The organism is Sphingomicrobium sediminis (assembly GCF_023805295.1).
GTDB lineage: Bacteria > Pseudomonadota > Alphaproteobacteria > Sphingomonadales > Sphingomonadaceae > Sphingomicrobium > Sphingomicrobium sediminis.
Genome location: NZ_JAMSHT010000001.1, coordinates 565,956 through 589,213, shown reverse-complemented (window position 1 = coordinate 589,213; position 23,258 = coordinate 565,956). Strand labels below are relative to the sequence as shown.

The following is a 23,258-nucleotide window of genomic DNA, read 5'->3' as shown; positions in this document are numbered from 1 at the left end:
CAAAACTGTCGCGCCTGAGTGCCCTACTCGGCCTATCCAATCAAGCTTCCCAACCGCTCAAAGAGCCCGATTGACCGCGAATCGTTGATTGTCAGGAAAATCATCAATCCTCCAAGGAAGACCAGGCCAGCTCGAAATGCCCATTCCTGCGCCATTTCACCGACGGGTTTCCGGCGGATCGCCTCGATCGTGTAAAAGAGGAGATGACCGCCATCGAGCATGGGGATTGGCAGGAGGTTGATGAAGCCCAGATTAATCGACAGCAACGCGGCAAAGGTGATGAAGGTAAACCAGCCCGCCTGCAGTTGCTGGCCGCTGATCTGCGCCATCTTAATCGGACCGCCCATCTCCTCGATCGACAGGTTCCCGAACAGGATCCGCCCGATGCCATCGACGATCCAGTTGAGCAGCTTCCAGGTCTCCGACGTCGCCTTGCCGATCGCGGCCAACGGGCCGATCGCCACGCGCTGCATCGAGCCGCCGACCCCCAGTCGGCCGATCCGATGCTCTTCGCCGAAGCGATCGGTTTCGGTATAATTGTCGATTTCGGCTTGGGTCGTGCGGGTTTCGCCATCACGTTCGAAGACGATGGTGACATCCTCGCCCGGGCGGATGACCACGGTACGCATGATATCGTCGAACGTCTCGACATCGCGTCCCGCAATCGAGGTGATTTCGTCCCCGGGAAGAAGTCCCGCCTCGGCTGCCGCGCTGCCCTCTTCCACCGTGCCGATGCGCGAAGTGGACTGGAAATCGCCGACCGCAAGGAAGAAGCCCGCAAAGATCACGATCGCGAGCAGGAAGTTGGCCATCGGCCCTGCTAACACCACTAGGAAACGTTGCCAGACCGGCCTATTCTGGAAGTGATCGGGATCCTGGTCCTCTGGCGCAGGGCGACTGGAGACATCCATGTCGCCGGCAAAGCGGACATATCCGCCGAGCGGCAGCCACCCGACCTTCCAGCGCGTGCCGCGCTTGTCGGTCCAGCCCAGCACTTCCTTGCCGAAGCCGATCGAGAACGCTTCCGACTTGATGCCGAACAGGCGCGCCACGCCATAATGACCAAGCTCGTGGAAGAAGACGAGCGGACCCAGCACCGCAATGAAAGCGAAGATGATGAACGGAATGCTCGGTTGTTCGATCATGCCGCGCGATCCCGCACCAGTTCGCTGGCCCGGCTACGAGCTGCGTCATCGATGGCCAGCACATCGTCGATACCGCCGAGCGGCGCCTCGTTGCTCGCCTCGTCGAGGACTTGCTCAACGAGGTCGGTAATGTCGCCAAAGCCGATGCGATTGTCGAGGAAGGCCGCGACCGCCACTTCGTTGGCCGCGTTCATGCGCGCCGCAGCGCCGCCACCCGCTTCCAGCGCGGTGCGCGCCAATCGAAGCGCCGGGAAACGCACCGGGTCGGGCGCTTCGAAATCGAGACGCGCGACGGCAGCAAGATCGAGCCGCTCGATGCTCGTTTCCATGCGCTCGGGCCAGGCGAGGCAATGCGCGATCGGCACTCGCATGTCGCTCGGCCCCATCTGGGCGAGGATCGAGCCGTCGACATATTCGACGCAGCTATGCACTACCGATTGCGGATGCACGATAATGTCGATCCGCTCGCTCGGCAGGCCGAACAAATGATGTGCCTCTATTAGTTCGAGGCCCTTGTTCATCATCGTGGCGCTGTCGACACTGATCTTGGCGCCCATCGACCAATTGGGATGCGCGACGGCCTCCGCCGGCGTCTTGTTGAACACCTCTTCGCGCGGCAGCGTCCGGAACGGCCCACCGCTCGCAGTAAGGATAAGGCGCGAGACATGGTTGCAGCTTCCATCCGCAAGGCACTGGAAAATCGCGTTATGTTCGCTGTCAACGGGCAGGATCGTTGCGCCGTGACGCTTGGCAGCATCGGTCATGAGCGCGCCCGCCGTGACCAGCGATTCCTTGTTGGCCAACCCCACTGTGCGGCCGGCTTCAAGCGCCGCCATCACCGGCTTGAGCCCCGCTGTCCCAACGATTGCCGCCATCACGAGGTCGGCTTCGGCAGCGACATCGCACAAGGCCTGCGCACCGGCCTCGACCTTCGTATCGCTACCCGACAGCGCGTCTTCGAGCTCTCCGCGCAATCCCTCGTCGGCGATCACGGCGACTTTCGCATGCGTGTTGCGCGCGATCTCGGCGAGCTTGGCAACATTGGACGCCCCGGTCACCGCGCTCACACGAAAATCGTCCTCGCGCCCGTCGATCAGGTCGAGGGTCGAACCGCCTACCGAACCGGTGGCGCCGAGAATGGCGAGGTCACGCGTCATAAGATGCCAGTATAAACCCCAAATCCGGCCAATGTCGCTACCACAAGAAAGCCATCGAGGCGGTCGAACACACCGCCATGGCCGGGCAACAGACTGCCGCTATCCTTGAGCCCCGCGCGGCGCTTCATCCAGCTTTCGAACAGGTCACCCAACTGTGCAGCCACTGCTGCAAAGGGTGCGGCCATGTAGAGGATGTGCGGCAGGGTCGAAATCCACGCCCACATGCCGCCGAAGATAGCTGCCGCGATCATGCCGCCAATCAGGCCTTCCCAGGTCTTGTTGGGGCTGATGGCCGGTGCCAGCTTGTTCTTGCCCATGGTCTTGCCGAAGGCGTAGCCGCCAATGTCGGTCGCCCAGGTCACGATGAACACCCACATGACGAGACCGAACCCGTCCATCGAACGATCGCGCACCCACAGCAGCGCGAGGGCCGGAATGAGGCAGTAGAAAAAGCCGCCAATCTTCCACCCGACATTCCATCCGGTGACGATCCGCGACCATTCCCAATAGACAGCTGTCGAGGCGATCGCCACGAGCAGCGCGAAGGGATAACCACCGGCATAGGCCGCCGCGATGGCGCCCAAAATCATCACCACACCGGCGATGGTACGAACGATCAATTCGTTCATCGGCCGCCAAACCGCCGTTGCCGCCCGGCATATTGGTCAAGTGCGCCTTGGAAAGCCGCATCGTCGAAATCGGGCCAATAAAGGTCGAGGAAGACGAGCTCGGAATAAGCCGCCTGCCACAAAAGGAAATTGGATAGGCGGATCTCACCCGACGTGCGGATCAAGAGGTCGAGGTCGGGCAAGTCAGCCGTCTGCATCATCGCGCCCATCGCATCTTCGTCGATGGCGGCCGCATCCATCTGACCGTCGGCAACCTTGCTTGCAAGACATTGCGCGGCGCGGGCAATCTCGGCCCGGCTGCCATAGTTGAGCGCGACATTGAGCGTCAGGCGATCATTGTCGGCAGTCTTGGCTGCGGCTTTCTGGAGCCGCTCCCAAAGGTCGGGGCCGAAGGCGCTGGGCTCTCCAATGAAGCGCAGCTTCACGCCCTCTTTGGCCAGCTCCTCAAGCTCGCGATCGAGATAGAAGCGCATGAGGCCCTTGAGGTCGGTGACCTCTTCCTCGCTGCGCCGCCAATTCTCGGACGAAAAAGCATAGAGCGTCAGGCATTCGACGCCCGCCTTGACTGCGGCCTTCAGCGTGCGGCGCACCGCTTCGGCACCGGCACGATGACCGGCAACGCGCGGAAGACCCTTGGCGGCGGCCCAGCGGCCATTGCCATCCATGATGATGGCAACGTGGCGCGGGACGGCGCGTGGGCCCTCCCCCGGCGACCCGGCATCGGCCTGGCTGTCGGGGGCAGGCTGGCTCACTGGCCCAGGATTTCCTTTTCCTTCGTGTCGGCCGCCTTGTCGATGTCGGCAATCTTGTCGTCGGTCAGCTTCTGCACTTCGGCCTCGAGGCGCTTGCGCTCGTCCTCGCCGAATTCGCCGGCCTTCTCGTCGGCCTTGATCGCGTCATTGCCGTCGCGGCGCACGTTGCGGACCGCAACCTTGGCCTTTTCGGCATATTGGCCGACCAGCTTGGCAAGCTCCTTGCGGCGCTCTTCCGTCAAATCGGGCAGCGGCAGGCGAATAAGCTGGCCATCAACCACCGGATTGACGCCGAGACCGGCGGCGCGGATCGCCTTTTCGACATTGCCGATGTTCGACTTGTCCCAAACCTGAACCGAGATGAGGCGCGGCTCGGGGACCGAGACGGTCGCGACCTGGTTCAGCGGCATGTTGGCGCCATAGACCTCGACCTGGATGGGGTCGAGCAAGGCGGTCGACGCGCGGCCGGTGCGCAGGCCCGACAGATCGCCTTTCAGGTTTTCCAGCGCGCCGTCCATGCGGCGGCTAATGTCGCTCTTGTCATATTGAGCCATGATCTACTCCTCGTTCTGAACGATCGTCGCGGTGCCATCGCCCGCCAGCACCTGCGTGAGGTTGCCTTCGTCGCGAATGTTGAAAACGACGATCGGAATATCATTGTCGCGGCACAATGCCACGGCGCTCGCGTCCATGACGCGCAGATTGTCGGCGAGCACGCGGTCGAAAGACAGGCTTTCATAGCGCGTCGCGCCTTCGACTTTCTTGGGGTCGGCATTATAGACACCATCGACGCTGGTACCCTTGAACAGCGCATCGCAATTCATCTCGGCAGCACGCAGCGCGGCGGTCGTGTCGGTGGTGAAATAAGGGCTGCCCGTGCCGGCAGCGAAAATCACGACGCGGCCCTTCTCCATGTGGCGCATGGCGCGGCGGCGGATATAGGGTTCGCACACGCTCGCCATCGGGATGGCCGACTGGACGCGCGTATCGACGCCGATCTGCTCGAGCGCATTCTGCATGGCCAGCGCGTTCATGACGGTGGCGAGCATGCCCATATAATCGGCGCTGGCGCGGTCGATGCCCTGCGCGGCGCCGGCAATGCCGCGGAAGATGTTGCCGCCGCCGACGACGACGCACAGCTGGTAGCCTTCCTCCTTGGCCTTCTTGATTTCGCCTGCAACGCGGCCGGTGGTCGCCGGGTCGATCCCGAACTGTCCCTTGCCCATCAGCACCTCGCCGGAAAGTTTCAGCAGGATGCGGTTGAATTTGGGGCGGGTCACATGGGTCTCCTGATGGCGGGGCGTCTCGCGTTGGCGACACGCTTTAAGGGGCGGCAGGCGGACTGCCAAGCATTTATCCCCATGAAAAAGGGCGGGAAGCCGCTAAGCCCCCGCCCCTTTCATGTGTCGAAAATCGAACAGGCTTTACGCGCCGGCAGCAGCAGCCACTTCGGCAGCGAAGTCCGATTCTTCCTTTTCGATGCCTTCGCCCAGCTGGAAGCGCTCATAGCCCTTCAGCGTGATGGCGGTGCCGGCTTCCTTGCCCGCGGCGGCAACGACGTCGGCGACCGGCGTCTTGTTGTCCATCACGAACAGCTGCGAAAGCAGGGCATTTTCCTTGGCGAACTTCTTGATCGAACCTTCGACCATCTTCTCGGCGATGTTCTCGGGCTTGCCCGATTCCATGGCCTTGACCTTGGCGATCTCACGCTCGCGCGCGATCATCTCGGGGTCGAGGTCGTCAGCGGTCAGCGCCAGCGGGTTGGCAGCGGCGATGTGCATCGCGATCTGCTTGCCGAGCGTCATGAGCGCTTCTTCACCGGCTTCGCTTTCCAGCGCGACCAGCACGCCGATCTTGCCGAGGTTCGGCGCAGCGGCGTTGTGGACGTAGCTGACGACGGCGCCCTTCTCGACCGACAGAACCGAGGTGCGACGCAGCGACTGGTTCTCGCCGATGGTGGCGATATTGTCGGTCAGGCGATCCGCAACGGTGCCGTCGGCACCCGGATAGCTCATGCCCGAAAGCTTCTCGATGTCGCCCTCGGCTTCGAGCGCGAGACCGGCAACGTCCTTCACGAAGGCCTGGAACGTGTCATTCTTGGCAACGAAGTCGGTTTCCGAGTTGACCTCGACGACCGCGCCCTTGGTGCCATCGACGGCAACGCCGACGAGACCTTCGGCAGCGGTACGGCCCGACTTCTTGGCAGCGGCGGCAAGACCCTTGGTGCGCAGCCAGTCGACCGCAGCTTCCATGTCGCCGTCGGTTTCGCCGAGCGCCTTCTTGCAGTCCATCATGCCCGCATTGGTGCGGTCGCGCAGTTCTTTCACCTGGGCGGCAGTGATCGCCATGTCAGTATCATCCTTTCTGAATGCCGCACCCTCGCTCGGCGCGGCAGCACATTCGAAGTCATGTTGCGAGGAAAGGCCAATACCCGTCATGGGGCACCGGCCTTTCCACTTTATCTGGTGTCGCCCTAGCCGGACGACAAGACCGTTTGGTTACGCCGTCGCGGCTTCCGCCGGCGGGTTTTCCATTGCGCCGATGTCGACACCCGCGTCGGCCTGGCCCTGGCCACGGCCCTCGTTGACCGCAGCAGCGATGGCATCGCCGTAAAGACGGATGGCGCGGCTGGCGTCGTCGTTACCCGGGACCGGGAAGGCGATGCCGTTCGGATCCGAGTTCGAATCGAGGATCGCGATGACCGGGATGCCAAGCACGTTGGCTTCCTTGATGGCCAGCTCTTCCTTGTTGGTGTCGATGACGAACATGACGTCCGGCAGGCCGCCCATGTCGCGGATACCGCCAAGGCTCTTCTCGAGCTTGTCGCGTTCGCGGGTCAGCTGGAGGACTTCCTTCTTGGTGAAGCCGGCAGTGTCGCCCGACAGCTTCTCTTCAAGGCTCTTGAGGCGCTTGATCGAGTTCGAAATGGTCTTCCAGTTGGTCAGCATGCCGCCGAGCCAGCGATGGTTGACATAGTGCTGGCCGCACGAAGCCGCAGCTTCGGCAACCGCTTCCGACGCCTGGCGCTTGGTGCCGACGAACAGCACCTTGCCGCCGCGCTGGACGGTCTGCTGCACGAAGTCGAGCGCACGCGCGAACAGCGGAACGGTCTGCGAAAGGTCGATGATGTGGACACCGTTACGCGCGCCGAAAATGTACGGCTTCATGCGCGGGTTCCAACGGTGGGTCTGGTGGCCGAAATGCGTGCCGGCCTCAAGCAATTGCTGCATCGTGACGACAGGTGCCGCCATATCTCTTCTCCTATCCGGTTTTGCCACGGCGGGTCCTGTCACCCCAAATGGAGCACCGGTATGGTGGTCCCGCCTGCGAGATGTGGCGCGAAATAGTCGAAAAGCCCCCCGCGATCAACCTCTTAAACGCAATGAGAACAAAAAGTGACCGAATTGGCTTGACTTCGGCGGAACAAAGGTGGAACTAAAGAACAAGAACGGAACAGGAACGCACTTCAGCCAAAGGGGCCAGAGCCATGATCGTCGGACTTTTCTTCACCTTCCTCGCCGCAGCCCTCATCGCCAGCATGCGCCTGTTCTTGATGGCCGAAGGCAGAAAGATCGGAGCCGCGCTGGCCGGCCAGAGCCGTCCCGAACCAGTAATCGTCGAGCGTCCCGTCACGGTGCGCTGGCAGCGCGAGAATATCGTGAGCGTCAGTCGGCCGCAGCCGCTCGCCGCCGCTGCTTGACCCGGCGATAGGCGGCCATGCTGAAGGCCAGCAGGCCGAGATAGACGGCGCTGATCAGCAACAAAGCTTCGAACGTCATCGTCAGCAATGCCGCGGCCAACAGGCCGATGCCCGCCAGTGCCGGCAGGCGCCACGAGCGGCGCACCCGCACAGAACTCCAACTGAAGGTCGCGACCGAGCTGATCATCAGCAGGGCAATGAACAGCACCCAGGGCATGACGATATACCAGGCCTGGAATTGCGGCTCTTCGAACACGAACGCCAGATACATCGGCACAAAAGCGAGCCCTGCCCCCGTCGGCGCCGGAACACCGGTCAGGAAGCCCGCCGACTTGTGCGGCTGGTCATCGGCATCGATTTGCGCATTGAAACGCGCGAGACGGAGCGCGCAGCATACGGCGAGCGCCAGGCTGGCGATCCACCCGAAGCGCGGCGCTTCGTTCAAAGACCAAAGAAACAGGATCAGCGCAGGCGACACGCCAAACGCGATATTGTCGGCGAGGCTATCCAGCTCTGCACCGAAACGCGTCGAGGCCTTGAGGAGGCGCGCGATACGGCCGTCCAAGCCGTCCAGTACCCCTGCCCCGACGATCGCGTAGATGGCGACATCGAAGCGGCCATCGATCGCAAAGCGCACCCCGGTAAGGCCAAGGCAAAGCACCATCGCCGTGATCGCATTGGGCACGACGGCCCGAAACGGCAATCCGCGCATGCTTCCTTCCCGGCTCACTGGCTATTGCCCTCCAGCGCCGGCGTCGTACCGAGCTTGGCGATCACCGTCTCGCCAGCGATCGTGCGCTGGCCGAGCAGGATGTTCGAGCCCGTGCCTTCGGGAAGATACACATCGACGCGGCTGCCGAAGCGGATGAGGCCGACGCGCTCGCCCTTGTCGATCACGTCGCCTTCCTTGACATCGGTGAGGATGCGCCGTGCCACCAGGCCGGCAATCTGGGTGAAACCGATTTTCACGCCGTCATGGCGCTCGACGAGGATATGGTTTCGCTCATTATCCTCGCTCGCCTTGTCGAGGTCGGCGTTGACAAACTTGCCCGGCACATAGGCGATCTTGGTGACCCGCCCGGCAATCGGCGAACGATTGATGTGCACATCGAAGACACTCATGAAAATCGACACGCGGGTATAGTTGCCCGCCGGCAGCAGTCCCTCGCCGGCCAGTTCGGGCGGCGGCGCGACCTCTTTGATCATCGTCACCAGGCCGTCGGCAGGCGCGATGACGAGGTCGGGGTCGGCCGGGCTCGTGCGCACCGGATCGCGAAAGAAGGCCGCGACCCAGATCGTGATGATCACCAACGCCCACTGGAAGATTTCCGACAACCACCCGTTGGGCAGCAGCAAGAAAGCCAGGAAGGTGATGAAACCCGAAATCAGGACGAACTTGCGTCCTTCGGGATGTACGTCGGGAAAGCGCCACTTGACCGCGGTCACATGACTGTCGGGTTTTTCAATCTCTGCCATGCCGGCTCCCTAGGGGCGAATAATCGCTGAAACAATCCCGTCCATAATGCGCGGCACCGCGAGCCGGTTGCTTATCGGCCCCACTGCCCTTAGAGCCAGCGCCAACCCAAACACCCCATTTCAGTGAGGCAAATCTTCCATGGAAAAGATCAAGGTCAAGAATCCGATCGTCGAACTCGATGGCGACGAGATGACCCAAATCATCTGGAAATGGATCCGCGAACGGCTGATCCTTCCCTATCTCGACATCGACCTCAAATATTACGACCTCAGCGTCACCAAGCGTGACGAAACGGACGACCAGATCACCGTGGACGCGGCCAATGCCATCAAGGAATATGGCGTCGGCGTGAAGTGCGCGACCATCACCCCTGATGAGCAGCGCGTCGAGGAATTCAACCTCAAGAAAATGTGGCGTTCGCCCAACGGCACGATCCGCAACATCCTTGGCGGCGTTGTCTTCCGCGAGCCCATCGTCATCGACAATGTCCCGCGCCTCGTGCCGGGCTGGACCGACCCGATCGTCGTCGGCCGTCACGCCTTTGGCGACCAGTATCGCGCCACCGACTTCCTCGTCCCGGGCCCCGGCACGCTGACCATGAAGTTCGTGGGCGAAGATGGCGAAGTGATCGAAAAGGAAGTTCACAACTTCCCGAGCAGCGGCGTCGCCATGGGCATGTACAACCATGACGATTCGATCCGCGACTTTGCCCGTGCCTGCATGAATTACGGCCTCGACCGTGGCTGGCCGGTCTACCTTTCGACAAAGAACACCATCCTCAAGGCCTATGACGGCCGCTTCAAGGACCTGTTCCAGGAAGTGTTCGACAATGAGTTCGCCGACAAGTTCGCCGAAGCCGGCATCGAATATCAGCACCGCCTGATCGACGACATGGTCGCGAGCGCGCTCAAGTGGAACGGCAAGTTCATCTGGGCCTGTAAGAATTATGACGGCGACGTCCAGTCTGACACGGTCGCACAGGGCTTCGGCTCGCTCGGCCTCATGACCTCGGTCCTGATGACGCCCGACGGCAAGACCGTCGAAGCCGAAGCCGCGCACGGCACCGTGACGCGCCACTATCGCCAGCATCAGGAAGGTCGTGCTACCTCGACCAACCCGATCGCATCGATCTTCGCCTGGACCCGCGGCCTCATGTATCGCGGCAAGTTCGACGACACGCCCGATGTGGTCCGCTTTGCCGAGACGCTCGAGGACGTCATCATCAAGACCGTCGAAGGCGGCCAGATGACCAAGGATCTCGCCATCCTCATCGGCCCCGACCAGAGCTGGATGACCACCGAGCAGTTCTTCGAAGCGATCGTGACCAACTTCGAAGAGCGCATGAAAAACTGGAGCTAATCGCGCTCCCGCGCGTCCTGCCTCCATGGTGAAGCAGAAAGCCAAAGCACGTCTGGAAGTCCGGCAGGCCAGCCTGTCGGACATTCCGGGCATCGTAGACCTGGCGGCGCGCGCCTATAAGGATTTCGTCCCTTATACGGCGGGCGAGATCCGCGGGCAGATCAACAATTATCCACGCGGCGCCTTTGTCGCAGTGCTCGACGACAATATCGTCGGCTATTGCGCGACCATGCGCATTAGCGAGAGCATCGCGCTTTCCAAGCATAGCTGGCGCGAAATTACCGGCGGCGGCTTTGGGTCACGCCACGACCCCACCGGTGATTGGCTGTACGGCTATGAAATGGTCGTCGACGCGAAGGCGCGCGGTACCCGCATCGGGCGGCGGCTTTATGAAGAACGCCGCAAGCTCGCTGAAGAGCTGGAGCTGACCGGCATCGCCTTTGGCGGCCGGATGCCCAGCTACCGCCGCAATCGCAAGAAGGTGACCGGCCCGCAGGACTATATCGACAAGGTGGTCGAGGGCGAAATCCACGATCCCGTCATCCGCTTCCAGCTCGCCAACGGCTTCGAGCCGATCGGCGTTCTCAAACAATATCTGCGCGAAGATACGCGCAGCATGGGCCATGCCGCGCACATGGTCTGGCGCAATCCCTATGTGGACCGCGACCAGCCCCGCAAATTCCGCCTACCCCGCGGCGTCGAAAGCGTCCGCATCGCGACCTGCCAGTTACAGGCACGCGCTGTGAAGGACTTCGAAGAATTCATTGATAATGTTCGGTATTTTGTCGAGGTCGCGGCGGATTACGAGAGCGATTTTGTTCTCTTCCCCGAACTCTTCACCCTGATGCTGCTGAGCCCTGAAGAGAAGGAGCTCAAGCCCAAGGACGCCATCACCAAGCTATCCGAATTTACCCCGCGCATCCGCGACTGCCTGTCGGAGATGGCGATGCGCTACAACATCAACATTATCGGCGGATCGCACCCCACGCGCACCGCCGACGGCGACATTCAAAATGTCGCCTTCGTGTGCCTTCGCGATGGCGCGGTGCACGAGCAGGAGAAAATCCACCCCACGCCTAACGAGCGTTACTGGTGGAATATCAAGGGCGGCGACACGATCGACACCATTCCGACCGACTGCGGCCCGATAGGCGTGCTGATCTGCTATGACAGCGAATTTCCCGAACTCGCCCGTCGCCTCGTCGACGAAGGCGCGCGGATCATCTTCGTCCCCTTCTGCACCGACAGCCGCCAGGGCTATCTTCGGGTGCGCTATTGCGCGCAGGCCCGGGCCATCGAAAACCAGTGCTTCATGGTGATGAGCGGCAATGTCGGCAATTTGCCCAACGTCCACAACATGGATATCCAATATGCGCAAAGCTGTATCCTGACGCCCTGCGACTTCCCCTTTGCTCGCGACGGCATTGCCGCCGAGGCGACCGAGAATGTCGAGACGCTGACGATCAGCGACGTCAATCTTGCGGATCTCAGCTGGGCTCGCGCTGAAGGTACGGTGCGAAACCTCGCCGACCGCCGCTTCGACCTCTACGACATCAAGTGGGACGTTGGCGAACCGCATGACAAGGAGCGTCCCCGCGCCGAACCGATCGGCCCCGGCACACCTGGCGGCGGTTAAGGGCTGACATCGTCGCTGCACTGCGGCATTGATGCCCCATGGCGGGCGAACTCGACATTGAAGGCCTTGGCAACGCGCTGGTGATTCTCGGCGCTGCAGGGATTGTCATTCCCACCTTCGCGCGCTTCAAAATCAACCCGGTTATCGGCTTCATCCTAGTCGGGATTGCTGCAGGCCCCTTCGCGCTCGGCGCGATGAGCGACGAGATTCGCTGGCTACGGCATTTCACCATCGATGATCCCGAGGCGATCCAGCCATTCGCCGATTTCGGCGTGATCCTGCTGCTGTTCGCCATCGGACTTGAACTCAGCTTCAAGCGTCTTTGGGCGCTGCGGAAAATGGTGTTCGGCATCGGCGCGGCCGAATTGCTTGTCATTGCGAGCATTTTCGGTGCGGTTTTGTTGTTTGTTTTCGGCTGGGAAACCAAGAGTGCCGCGGCGCTGGGCCTCGCGCTCGCCATGAGTTCGACCGCCCTGGTTTTGCCCATTTCGGGCACCAAGAGCCCGGTCGGCAAGGCCGCCCTCGCCATGCTGCTGTTCGAGGATGTGGCGCTGGTCCCGATGCTGTTCGTGTTCGGTACGGTGGGCGGCGCGGATGTCGCGGGCTTGCAGCAAGTTGCGCTGAGTGGCGGGCTGGCGGTGATCGCGATCCTTGTGGTCGGGCGGATTGCGTTGTCTCCCCTGCTCGCCCAAGCCGCGCGCACGAAATCGCCCGAAGGCTTTTTCGCGATTTCGCTGCTGACCGTGATCTTGGCGGCGGTAGCGACATCCGCGGCGGGCGTGTCGCCGATCCTCGGCGCGCTGATTGCCGGCATGATCATCGCCGAGACCGAATATCATAGCGAAGTCGACGTCGTTATCGCGCCGTTGAAAGGGCTTGGGCTCGGCATCTTCCTCATCTCGATCGGCATGCTGATCAATATTGGCGAGGTCGCGCAACAATGGCCCCTGCTCCTCGGCGGGCTGCTCGGTGTTTTGGTGGTGAAGGCCGTTGTTACCGGCGTCCTCCTGCGCATTGCCGGGGCGCGGCGCGGCGTATCGGCGGAAACCGGCATCATGATGGCGAGCCCATCGGAAACAACCCTGATCCTGCTGGGCGCTGCCGGGACGGCGGGCGTGCTGAGCATGGAGACGGTAAGTTTCTGGTCTGCAGCGACCGCACTTGGCCTTACCATCACGCCCTTCCTTGCCGACCTTGGCCGCTTCGCCGGTCGTCGGGTGGAGCGCGAGGAGATGGCCGCAGAAATGGATTCAAACGAAACCGCCAACCGGACGATCATCTTTGGCTTTGGTCGTGTTGGCGAACTGATCGCGCAGATGCTAACCGAGCATCAACGCCCCTATCTCGCCATCGACAGCGACATCGATAGCGTTCGCCGGGCGCGCGATAGCGGTTATGAAGTGCTTTATGGCGACGTCTCGCGCGCCGAATTGATCGAGCGACTGGACCTGCACCTTGCCGACGCGCTGGTGTTGACGATGGACGATCCGGTGCTGACCGCGCGCCTGACCAAGCAGGTGCGCGATCATTTTCCGGACCTGCCGATTATCGCCCGCGCCCGCGACAGCGAACATGCGGCAAAGCTCTACAAGGCGGGTGTAACGGACGCGGTGCCCGAGGCGTTGGAAGCCTCGCTCCAGCTTTCCGAGGCCGTATTGGTCGATATCGGGCTTGCCATGGGCCCGGTCATTGCCAGCATTCACCAGAAACGCAGCGACATGCGCGACGAGATCCAGAAAGAAGGCGGGCTCGAGATGAGCCCCAGCCTCGGCAAGCGACGCGATTAGGCGCTGACGCTTGAGAGCGCGTCCTTCAACGCCGACAGGGCGTCGTCTGCAGCATCGCCATCAGGCCCACCGCCCTGCGCCATGTCGGGACGGCCACCGCCACCCTTGCCACCGAGCTTTTCGACCGCAGCACGGACAAGATCGACCGCACTCACATCACCCGTGAGGTCGTCGGTGACGCCTACGGCGACGCTGGCACGACCGTCATTGACGGCGACGAGCGCAGCGATACCGCTGCCGAGCTGACCCTTCATCTCATCGATGGTCGGGCGGAGCGCCTTGGGCTCGAGCCCTTCGACAACCTTGCCGAGGAATTTCCTGCCAGCGACCTCTTCCGGGCCAGCATCCGCCTGACCGCCGCCGCCCATGGCGAGCGCCTTCTTGGCATCGGCCAGCTCCTTTTCGAGCTTGCGCGCATTGTCGACCAAAGCCGCGATCCGCTCGGGCACTTCGTCGGGCGAGGCCTTGAGTGCACCGGCCGCAGCACGCAGCTTGGCATCGCGGTCGAGCAGCCATTGCCGCGCCGCTTCACCCGTCAGCGCTTCGATCCGGCGCACGCCCGAAGACACCGCGCTTTCTGAAGTGATCTTGAACAGCTGGATGTCGCCGGTGGCGCGTACATGGGTGCCGCCGCACAGTTCGACCGAGTAGGTCTTGTCGGTAGTGCGGCCCATCGAGAGGACGCGGACCTCGTCGCCATATTTTTCGCCGAAGAGGGCCAGCGCACCGGCCTCGACCGCATCGTCGGGCGTCATCAGGCGCGTGCCGACCGTCTCGTTGGCACGGATTTCGTCATTCACCTCGGCCTCGATGGCCTTGATCTCATCGGGCGTCAGCGCGTTGGGATGCGAAAAGTCGAAGCGCAGCTTGTCGGGCGCGACGAGGCTGCCCTTCTGCGTGACGTGGCCGCCGAGGATATTGCGCAGCGCGGCATGGACGAGGTGCGTCGCGCTATGATTGGCGCGCGTGCGATCGCGGCGGTCAACATCGACATCTTGATGCACCGTGTCGCCGACTTTCACGCCGCCCTTGGCAATCTTGGCCTGCAGCGCGTGCAGTTTGCCCAGAGGCTTGGCAGTATCCTCGACGATGGCGAGGAAGCCGTCATTGGTGCTGAGCTGGCCGGCATCGCCGACCTGTCCGCCGCTTTCGCCATAGAATGGCGTCTGGTTGAGCAGGATCGAAACGCTGTCGCCCTCGCCCGCTGCATCGACCGGCTGGCCATCCCTGACGATTGCCTGGACAACTCCCTCGCCGCTCGTCGACGTGTAGCCGATGAATTCGGTGGCGCCATGCTGGTCGGCAAGGTCGAACCAGACTTCGTCGGAGGCCTGTTCGCCCGAGCCTTTCCACGCGGCGCGCGCGGCTTCTTTCTGCTTGGCCATCGCGGCATCGAAACCGTCTCGGTCGACCTCCAGTCCCTCGCGGCGCAGCGCGTCCTCGGTAAGGTCGTAAGGGAAGCCGTACGTGTCGTAGAGCTTGAAGGCGGTCTCGCCGGGCAGCTTCGCGCCCTCGTCCATGTCCTTCTTGGCTTCGTCGAGCAGCTTCAACCCATTGGCGAGCGTTTTGCGGAAGCGGACTTCCTCCTGCTCCAGCGTCGCTTCGATCAGCGGCTGAGCGCGAACGAGTTCCGGGAAGGCCCCGCCCATCTCGCTCACCAGCTCGGGTACCAGACGGTGCATCAGCGGGTCGCTCGAACCCAGAAGATGCGCGTGACGCATGGCACGGCGCATGATCCGGCGCAGCACATAACCGCGCCCTTCATTGGCCGGCAGCACGCCGTCGGCAATCAAGAAGCTGGACGAGCGAAGGTGGTCGGCGATGACGCGATGCGACACGCCGCTCTCGCCGTCGGAGCCGGTCTTGGTCAGCTCTTGCGAGGCTGCGATCAGCGCCTTGAAAAGGTCGATATCGTAATTGTCGTGTACTCCCTGCATGACCGCGGCGATGCGCTCAAGGCCCATGCCGGTGTCGATCGAGGGTTTGGGCAGGTCGCCGACGACCTCGTCATTGGCCTGGGTGAACTGCATGAAGACGAGGTTCCAGATTTCGACAAAGCGGTCGCCATCCTCATTGGGGCTGCCCGGGGGCCCGCCCTCGATATGGTCGCCATGGTCGTAGAAAATCTCGCTGCACGGACCACACGGCCCGTCCGATCCCATCGCCCAGAAATTGTCCTTGGTCGCAATGCGGATGATACGCTCTTCGGGCAGGCCCGAAATCTTGCGCCATAGGTCGAATGCCTCGTCGTCCGTGTGATAGACGGTCGCGGTCAGCTTGTCGGTTGGCAAGCCCCACTCCTTGGTGAGCAGGGTCCAGGCGTGGGTGATCGCCTCTTCCTTGAAATAATCGCCGAAGCTGAAATTCCCCAGCATCTCGAAAAAGGTGTGGTGGCGCGCGGTATAACCGACATTGTCGAGGTCATTATGCTTGCCGCCGGCCCGCACGCACTTCTGGCTGCTGGTCGCGGTCGAATAATCGCGCTTCTCAAGCCCCGTGAAGACGTTCTTGAACGGCACCATGCCCGCATTGACGAACATCAGCGTGGGGTCGTTATGCGGCACCAGCGGCGCACTCTGCACCCGTTCGTGGCCCTGGCCTTCGAAATAATCGAGGAAGCTGCGGCGAATATCGTTGGTCGAAGTCATGGGGGAGCGATGTAAGCGTCATGCTGCATCGCGGCAAGAAGCTATTGCGAGAACGAGCGGCAACCTTCGCGGTCCCCGCCCTTCGTATCGCCTAGCTGTAAATGTCGTACCGGTCGACGATCTCGTAGCTGTCTGGATCGACGCCGTAGACGTAGCCGTCGGCATAGCGATACCAGCGGTCGTCTCGGTCGACGAAGCGGCCGCGATAGGCACGCGGGACGTTGTAGACCCCGTAGGATGCGGGCAGCGCCTGCCCGATCTCGTAGGGATTGCCGATCACCAGCGACACCAGCGAAGTGATGAGCTGGGTGGTCGGGTCGACACCGTAAATGCGATTGTTCGCATAGCGGTAATGCATGTCCGGCGTGTCATAATAGAGCCCCTGATAGCCGTAGGGGACATTGTAGGCCGGATAGTCGACGGGCCAGGGCGACCCGATCGCATATTCAATGTCATAGAGCGGATAGCGGTCGGTGACATAGCGGGTCCGCGGATCGATCCGGTAGACCGCGCCATCGTCATAGCGATACCAGTCGTCATCGCTGTCATAATAGCGATCGCGATAGCTGACCGGTACGTTATAGACGTCGTAACCCGACGGCATGCGCGAACCGATGTTGAAGTCGCTCTGGGTGAGCAACGCCACCGCGGCGAGGATCAGTTGGGTCTTGGCATCGACCTGGTAGATGGCCGGGCCGAACGAGCGGTAATAATAGTCCGCATCGTCATAATAGGCACCGCGATAGCCGTACGGCACATCGTAATAGTCATAGTCGTCATAATAATCGTAATCATCATAATAGGTGTCGACCGGATAGCCGATATAGGTCGGGCTATAGCGGGTCGAGATGATGTTGATCACGACGTTGCGGCGACGGTCGACCCGATAGACGTAATCGAGATCGCGGTCGTAGCGATAATAATAGCTCGAGGAATCCCGATAGCGGTCGCGATAGCGCGGCGGCAACGAAGCGCTGTACCAATCACGATCGATGCGCGCGCCCGGGCGGACATAGCGGGTCGAACGGTCGTCATAGCGCCGCAGGACCGAGGCACTGTCATTGTCGCGCATCCAGTCGCGATGGTCGCGACGGGCTTCGGCGCGGCGCTCGATCCGGCGCATTTCGCGCTCGAAAGCACGATTTTCGATGCGGCGCTCGGTGCGACGCTCCGCACGCTCCTGCGCACGTTCGCGATCGATGCGACGTTCTAGGCGATTGTCACGCCGCTGTTCGGCACGGATTGCTTCACGACGATCCGGGCGACGCTCCGCAGCACGACGCTCTTGGCGGGCTTCGGCACGGCGTTCTGCCCGCCGTTCCTGCCGCTGCTCGATCCGGCGTTCCTGCTGGCGTTCGGCAGCACGGCGCTCCTGACGCGCTTCCTGGCGACGCTCTGCTCGGCGTTCCTGGCGGGCTTCCTGGCGACGTTCGGCAGCGCGACGTTCCTGCTGGCGCGCTTGCTGGCGGCTTTCCTGCCGCTGCTGGACACGGCGTTCCTGCTGGCGGGCTTCGCGGCGCTGCTCGGCCTGCTGGCGACGTTCGGCGCGGCGCTCTTCCTGCCGCGCTTGTTGACGCCGTTCGGCCTGACGTTCTTGTTGGCGAGCCTCGCGCTGCTGCTGTGCCCGGCGCTCCTGCTGGCGGGCCTCACGGCGCTGTTCGGCCTGGCGACGCTGCTCGGCGCGCTGGGCCTCACGCTCTTGCTGTTGGCGCTGCGCACGACGTTCCTGCTGCTGCGCTTCGCGGCGTTGCTGAGCCTGCTGGCGTTCGGCCGCACGCGCCTCGCGACGTTGCTGGGCCTGCTGGCGCTGTTCTTCGCGCGCCTGCTGACGCTGCTGCGCCCGCCGATCTTCCTGTCTTGCCTGCTGGCGCTGCTGGCTTTGCGCGCGACGCTCCTCCTGCCGGCGATCGGCGGTACGGCGATCTTCACGGGCCTGCGAACGGCGATCCTGTCGCGCTTCGCTCCGCCGTTCCTGCGCCTGGGCGCGGCGCTCGGCGCGATTGGCCTCACGACGCTCCTCGGCGGCCTTGCGGCGCTCTTCGCGCGCCTGCTGGCGGTCCTGCCGCTCTTGCACCTCGACCGTCGCCGCCACGCTGGCCCCGACGGGGGCGAGCGGCACGGCAACGGCCATGCTGGCGACGGAAGCGATAAGAATGGTTCTGGTCACGACATGACCTCCCTGCAATCCACGGATACTCAACCTGCCTTATGGAGGAGCGCGACTGAGCGGGTTTTGAACGCGGCGTTCATCTGGCGTTTCGCAAAGCCGCTCGACGCGTGGCCCGCGCGGCGCTAGCAATCAGGCATGGCGACACGCTCCAATTCCCTGCCGCGGCGGATTATCGTTTGGCTACTTTGGCTGGGTTTCCTGATGTTCGCGTCGAGCATCGTGATGGTGCTCTTCTATCGCTGGGTGCCGGTCCCCTATACTGCGACCATGCTGATGGACGACAACAGCATCACCAAGGATTGGGAGCCGCTGGAGCGGATCGACCGGGACATGGTCCGCGCCGTGATCGCCGCCGAAGACAGCAAATTCTGTTCGCATGCCGGCTTCGATTGGGAAGCCATTGACAATGCGCGCCGGCAGAATGCCAAGGGCGGGCGCATCCGCGGCGGTTCGACGATCAGCCAGCAAACCGCCAAGAACGTCTTTCTTTGGCAAGGGGGCGGCTACCCGCGCAAAGCAGCCGAGGCCTACTTCACCTTCCTGATCGAGAAATTGTGGGGCAAGCGGCGCATCATGGAAGTCTACTTGAACGTCGCGGAAACCGGGATCGGCACCTATGGCGTTGCCGAGGGATCACGCCGTTATTTCGACCATGGGGCCGACCAGCTATCGCGCCGCGAAGCTGCCGCCATCGCAGCGGTCCTGCCGCTCCCCAAGGAACGCCCGGGCCGCAATCCGACCGGTTTTACAGCACGTTACGGCTCGACCATCGCCTCGCGAATGGCTACGGTCGAACGCGATGCCCTCGATGCCTGTGTGTACCAGGATGGAGAAGTGCAAATGTCATCGCAGCCCGACCGCCCCGACGATCCGCGTCCCGACCCGGCGCCCGTGCCCAAGCCGGCCACGCCCTCGCCCGACCAGGAACCGGCACCGGACGAAGCGCCCGTCATTCCCGATCCCACCGATCCGATCGATCCCGCGCCGCAGGAAACCCCGGGAATCGACCCGGTCGAAGCCCCGCCGCCGTCCGATCTGCCTGAGGTCTAATCTACGCAACGAAACGTTTGGACGTAGTCCCAAATCCGTCTTCCACCGGGCAATCCAGCGGGATCGACTGTTTCGAAATCGACCTCGATAATGTCATATTCTCCCGGTGCGCAGGTCTCGTGCATCAATTGCGAAACTCGGTCATTTACCATGGCACCATCAGAGGCGAGGAAGATATCGACTTCCACCGCATGATGATCGCCGTGATGCACGACCTTGTAGACCGGGACCGGCAGTTCGATCTCTTGCAGCGCAAGCAAGAAAACTAGCAGCATCAGCCCGCCGCCGAATAGACGAGGCGCGGCTTTTCCGGTTCGTCACTGCCAAGGCTGACCGCATCCTCACCGAGGATCCGCGACAGCTTGTCGGCAATGTCGGCATTCACTTTGAATTCGCGGCCCAGTAGCAGGGTGACCGACTGGCCGGTCGCGATCCGCACGGTGACGGCCACGCTGCTGCGCCCGCCCGGCTCCAGCACTTCCTTGAGCAAGTCGACCTGAACCGGATCGTGGACATGCACCTCGAGCCGCAAGCGCTGGCGATCGGCCAGCTGCGAAAATGGCACGAAACCCTTTACCGTGACACGCACTTCATCCTCGCCTTCGCGGCGGTCGAGTTCGACCGACATCATGCCCGCGGCGCGTTCCTCGGCCGCCTCGCGAAGCGCTTCGCAAGCGCTATCGTCGAAGGCCATCGCGCTGAACTGGCCGGACGGGTCCGACAGGATGGCGCTCACATAGGCATTGCCCCGCGCCGAGGTGCGATTGTTGACGTTCTCGACCATCGCCGCCATCCGCGCCACTGCGCGGCTGCCCGGTTTGACGTTCATCGTAGCGAGGTCGGCAAAACGCTTCACGTCCTGCCCGGCGAACAGATGGGCTTCGGCCTCGACCGGATGGGTCGAGAAATAGAAACCGAACGCCTCACGCTCCGCCGCCATGCGCTCGGCGACATTCCATTCGACCTGCGGCAGGCGGATCGCTGCCACCTCGCTCTCTGCAGCATCGCCGCCGAACAGGCCCCCCTGCCCGCTCTCGCGCTCGGAGGCGGCCGACTGGGCATGGCGCAGGATCGTCTCGGCACCGGCATGCAAGGTCGCGCGATCATCATGCAGCGTGTCGAAGCTACCTGCCGCGGCGAGGCCTTCCAGCTGGCGCCGGTTGAGCAGGCGCGGATCGATGCGTCCGGCAAAATCCTCGAGACTCGCGAACCGCCCGCCCGCTTCGCGTTCGGCGACGAGCTGCTCCATGGCTTTTTCGCCCACGCCCTTGAGGGCGCCGAGCGCATAGCGCACCTTGCCGCCCTCGACGTCGAAGATGGCGCGCGCATGGTTGATGTCGGGCGGCAGCACCTCGACGCCGCTGCGCTTCGCATCTTCCACGAACAGGCCGAGCTTGTCGGTCAGGTTCATGTCGTAGGTCATCGAGGCGGCATAGAATTCGGCGGGGTGGTGCACCTTCAGCCATGCCGTGTGATAGGCGATCAGCGCATAGGCCGCAGCGTGCGACTTGTTGAAGCCGTAGCCGGCAAACTTGTCGATAATGTCGAACAATTCGTTGGCCTTGGCCGGTGCGATATCGTTCTTCGCGGCCCCCTCGACGAAGCGCTTGCGCTGCTTGTCCATCTCGGCCTGGATCTTCTTGCCCATCGCGCGGCGCAACAGGTCCGCGTCGCCGAGGCTGTAGCCCGCCAGCACCTGCGCGGCCTGCATCACCTGTTCCTGGTAGACGATGATGCCATACGTTTCTTCCAGCACCTCTTCGAGCAAGGGATGCGGATAGGCGATCTCGGCGCGGCCATTCTTGCGGTCGGCAAAGAGCGGAATGTTGTCCATCGGGCCCGGTCGATAGAGCGAGACGAGCGCGATGATGTCGCCGAAATTGGTCGGGCGCACGAGCGAGAGCGTGCGGCGCATACCCTCGGATTCCAGCTGGAACACGCCGACCGTGTCGCCGCGCTGCAAGAGCTTGTAGACCTCTTCATGGTCCCACGGCAGCGAGGCATAATCGATCGTGACGCCCTTCTTGGCGCACAGCCGCGCGCCTTCCTTGAGCACCGACAGCGTCTTGAGGCCGAGAAAGTCGAATTTGACGAGTCCCGCTTGCTCGACATGCTTCATGTCGAACTGCGTCACCGGCATGTCCGAGCGTGGATCGCGATAGAGCGGGACTAGCCGATCGAGCGGACGATCGCCGATGACCACTCCCGCTGCGTGGGTCGAGGAATGACGCGGCAGACCTTCCAACTTGGTCGCGAGGTCGAACAGGCGCTTCACGTCGCTGTCGGACTTCACCTCGGCGGCAAGCTCGCTGATGCCGTTCAGCGCGCGCTTCAGGTCCCACGGGTCCGCCGGCAGGTTGGGCACCTGCTTGGCGAGGCGGTCGACGCGATTATAGCCCATTTGCAGGACACGGCCCGTATCCTTGAGGACGGCGCGCGCCTTCAAGCGACCGAAGGTGATGATCTGCGCCACCTTGTCGCGCCCATATTTCTCCTGGACGTAGCGGATCACCTTGTCGCGATTGGTTTCGCAGAAATCGATGTCGAAATCGGGCATCGACACACGTTCGGGGTTGAGGAAGCGTTCAAACAGCAGCTTCAACTCGATCGGATCGAGATCGGTGATGAGCAGCGACCAGGCCACCGCACTGCCCGCGCCCGACCCACGCCCCGGCCCCACCGGAATATCATGATCCTTGGCCCACTGGATGAAGTCGGCAACGATCAGGAAGTAACCCGAAAAGCCCATGTTCGCGATGATGCCGAGCTCATAATCGAGCCGCTCGCGATAGGTCGGCTTTTCTTCCTCAGGCTTGTCTTCGATGCGCTTTTCCAGCCCCGCATGCGCGGCCTTGCGCAGCGCTTCATCCTCGTCGTCCGACATTGTCGGCAGGATCGGGCGCCGATTGGGCGCGGCGACGGCACAACGCCGCGCAATCACACCCGAATTTTCGATCGCTTCGGGCAGGTCCGCGAACGTCGCTTCCATGATGCTGGCGGGCTTGAGCCATGCTTCGGGCGACGACGTCTTGCGATCGGGATTGTCGACCTGGCTGGACGAAGCGATGCACAGCATGGCGTCATGCGCTGCGTGAAAGTCGGGCGTGTCATACTGCGCGGGGTTGGTCGCCACGAGCGGCAGGTCGTTGGCATAGGCATAGTCGATCAGCTTGGCCTCGGCCGCTTCCTCGACTGGGTCACCGCGCCGCGACAGCTCGATGTAGAAACGCCCCTCGAACATGCCGGCAAGCTGGCGCGCCAGGGCTTCGGCCTTGTCATCCTGGCCTTCAGCGAACAGGCGCGTGACACCCCCCTCGCCGCCGCCCGACAAAGCAATCAGCCCTTCGGTTCGCTCCGCCAACAAGTCCATGGTGACATGCGCATCTTCCTCGATCGGACGGTCGAGATGCGCGGCCGAGACGAGCCGGCACAGATTGTCGTAGCCCGCCTCGTCCTGCGCGAAGAGCGGGAGCCAGTCGATGACCTCCTGCCCCATGCCCGAAGGCCGTTTGACGCCGAGCAGTGTCCCGACGACCGGCTGTACGCCGGCGCTCATACATTCCTTGGAGAAGCCCATCGCAGCGTAGAGACCGTTGCGGTCGCACAGGCCCGCGGCAGGAAATTCGAGCTCCTTGGCCTTGGCGGCAATCGCCTTCGGCTCGATCGCGCCCTCGAGCATGGTGAAGCTGGAGAAGATACGGAGCGGGACGTAGACCATCGCAACACTATGACTCAGCCCTGCCCCCGG

At 62.7% G+C, this 23,258-nt stretch carries 20 protein-coding genes and 1 pseudogene; 7 read left to right on the top strand and 14 right to left on the bottom strand.

The features are described 5' to 3' along the window. Positions 1–32: 32 nt before the first annotated feature. The 8 genes from rseP to rpsB form a co-directional block, all read right to left on the bottom strand. Entirely contained in the window at positions 33–1,145 is a 1,113-nt protein-coding gene (gene rseP / locus NDO55_RS02840) for an RIP metalloprotease RseP (RefSeq protein ID WP_252112222.1), read from the bottom strand. Next, positions 1,142–2,302 (bottom strand): 1-deoxy-D-xylulose-5-phosphate reductoisomerase, encoded by a 1,161-nt coding sequence (locus tag NDO55_RS02835; RefSeq protein ID WP_252112220.1) that lies wholly within the window; start codon positions 2,300–2,302, stop codon positions 1,142–1,144. Before NDO55_RS02835 ends, rseP begins: the two co-directional genes overlap by 4 nt. After that, complete coding sequence (locus NDO55_RS02830) at positions 2,299–2,931, bottom strand: phosphatidate cytidylyltransferase (protein WP_252112218.1); 633 nt, start codon at positions 2,929–2,931, stop codon at positions 2,299–2,301. The genes NDO55_RS02835 and NDO55_RS02830 overlap by 4 nt, the downstream gene beginning before the upstream one ends. After that, complete coding sequence (gene uppS, locus NDO55_RS02825) at positions 2,928–3,683, bottom strand: polyprenyl diphosphate synthase (RefSeq protein ID WP_341869965.1); 756 nt, start codon at positions 3,681–3,683, stop codon at positions 2,928–2,930. Before uppS ends, NDO55_RS02830 begins: the two co-directional genes overlap by 4 nt. Continuing rightward, positions 3,680–4,237 (bottom strand): ribosome recycling factor, encoded by a 558-nt coding sequence (gene frr, locus NDO55_RS02820; protein ID WP_252112216.1) that lies wholly within the window; start codon positions 4,235–4,237, stop codon positions 3,680–3,682. Before frr ends, uppS begins: the two co-directional genes overlap by 4 nt. 3 nt (positions 4,238–4,240) lie before the next feature. Then, positions 4,241–4,963, bottom strand: coding sequence for a UMP kinase (gene pyrH / locus NDO55_RS02815; protein ID WP_252112214.1), 723 nt, complete (start codon positions 4,961–4,963; stop codon positions 4,241–4,243). 144 nt (positions 4,964–5,107) lie between these two features. Continuing rightward, on the bottom strand, positions 5,108–6,031 hold the full coding sequence (gene tsf / locus NDO55_RS02810) for a translation elongation factor Ts (protein ID WP_252112212.1): 924 nt from the start codon (positions 6,029–6,031) through the stop codon (positions 5,108–5,110). A 150-nt stretch (positions 6,032–6,181) separates the two neighbouring features. Beyond that, positions 6,182–6,934 (bottom strand): 30S ribosomal protein S2, encoded by a 753-nt coding sequence (gene rpsB / locus NDO55_RS02805; RefSeq protein WP_252112210.1) that lies wholly within the window; start codon positions 6,932–6,934, stop codon positions 6,182–6,184. A 236-nt stretch (positions 6,935–7,170) separates the two neighbouring features. Here rpsB and NDO55_RS02800 point away from each other — a divergent pair, with 236 nt between their 5' ends. Further along, positions 7,171–7,383, top strand: coding sequence for a hypothetical protein (locus tag NDO55_RS02800; protein ID WP_252112208.1), 213 nt, complete (start codon positions 7,171–7,173; stop codon positions 7,381–7,383). Here the strand turns inward: NDO55_RS02800 and NDO55_RS02795 are convergent. Beyond that, positions 7,349–8,095: a CDP-alcohol phosphatidyltransferase family protein gene (locus NDO55_RS02795; protein WP_252115507.1), complete on the bottom strand. Its 747-nt coding sequence runs from the start codon at positions 8,093–8,095 to the stop codon at positions 7,349–7,351. The genes NDO55_RS02800 and NDO55_RS02795 overlap by 35 nt on opposite strands. Before the next feature lie 14 nt (positions 8,096–8,109). Then, positions 8,110–8,859, bottom strand: a complete 750-nt coding sequence (locus tag NDO55_RS02790; protein WP_252112206.1) for a phosphatidylserine decarboxylase — start codon at positions 8,857–8,859, stop codon at positions 8,110–8,112. 139 nt (positions 8,860–8,998) lie between these two features. Between NDO55_RS02790 and NDO55_RS02785 the strand changes: the two genes are divergently transcribed. Genes NDO55_RS02785 through NDO55_RS02775 form a run of 3 tightly spaced genes read left to right on the top strand, consistent with a single transcriptional unit; the run spans position 8,999 to position 13,642 of the window. Beyond that, complete coding sequence (locus NDO55_RS02785) at positions 8,999–10,219, top strand: NADP-dependent isocitrate dehydrogenase (RefSeq protein ID WP_252112204.1); 1,221 nt, start codon at positions 8,999–9,001, stop codon at positions 10,217–10,219. A 28-nt stretch (positions 10,220–10,247) separates the two neighbouring features. After that, complete coding sequence (locus NDO55_RS02780; protein ID WP_252115505.1) at positions 10,248–11,855, top strand: bifunctional GNAT family N-acetyltransferase/carbon-nitrogen hydrolase family protein; 1,608 nt, start codon at positions 10,248–10,250, stop codon at positions 11,853–11,855. Between the two features lie 38 nt (positions 11,856–11,893). Beyond that, on the top strand, positions 11,894–13,642 hold the full coding sequence (locus NDO55_RS02775) for a cation:proton antiporter domain-containing protein (protein ID WP_252112202.1): 1,749 nt from the start codon (positions 11,894–11,896) through the stop codon (positions 13,640–13,642). On the opposite strand, the gene alaS is transcribed toward NDO55_RS02775, so the two are convergent. Then, complete coding sequence (gene alaS / locus NDO55_RS02770) at positions 13,639–16,290, bottom strand: alanine--tRNA ligase (RefSeq protein ID WP_252112200.1); 2,652 nt, start codon at positions 16,288–16,290, stop codon at positions 13,639–13,641. The two genes, NDO55_RS02775 and alaS, sit on opposite strands and share 4 nt — an antisense overlap. Positions 16,291–16,381: 91 nt before the next feature. After that, positions 16,382–17,362 carry a hypothetical protein gene (locus NDO55_RS02765; RefSeq protein WP_252112198.1) on the bottom strand — a complete coding sequence of 327 codons (981 nt, stop codon included), beginning with the start codon at positions 17,360–17,362 and terminating at the stop codon, positions 16,382–16,384. A gap of 9 nt (positions 17,363–17,371) precedes the next feature. Between NDO55_RS02765 and NDO55_RS11945 the strand changes: the two genes are divergently transcribed. From NDO55_RS11945 to mtgA, 3 genes and pseudogenes are all read left to right on the top strand, one after another. Further along, a complete protein-coding gene (locus NDO55_RS11945) occupies positions 17,372–17,503 on the top strand; it encodes a hypothetical protein (RefSeq protein ID WP_279639079.1) in 132 nt (43 codons plus the stop codon). A gap of 72 nt (positions 17,504–17,575) precedes the next feature. Further along, entirely contained in the window at positions 17,576–18,586 is a 1,011-nt protein-coding gene (locus tag NDO55_RS02760; protein ID WP_252112196.1) for a hypothetical protein, read from the top strand. Positions 18,587–18,595: 9 nt separating this feature from the next. Further along, positions 18,596–19,282 (top strand): annotated as a pseudogene (mtgA, locus tag NDO55_RS02755) (monofunctional biosynthetic peptidoglycan transglycosylase); the annotation flags it as partial. A gap of 224 nt (positions 19,283–19,506) precedes the next feature. On the opposite strand, the gene NDO55_RS02750 reads toward mtgA, so the two are convergent. Further along, positions 19,507–19,785: a hypothetical protein gene (locus tag NDO55_RS02750; protein WP_252112194.1), complete on the bottom strand. Its 279-nt coding sequence runs from the start codon at positions 19,783–19,785 to the stop codon at positions 19,507–19,509. Beyond that, positions 19,785–23,228 (bottom strand): DNA polymerase III subunit alpha, encoded by a 3,444-nt coding sequence (gene dnaE, locus NDO55_RS02745; RefSeq protein WP_252112192.1) that lies wholly within the window; start codon positions 23,226–23,228, stop codon positions 19,785–19,787. Before dnaE ends, NDO55_RS02750 begins: the two co-directional genes overlap by 1 nt. Positions 23,229–23,258: the final 30 nt, after the last annotated feature.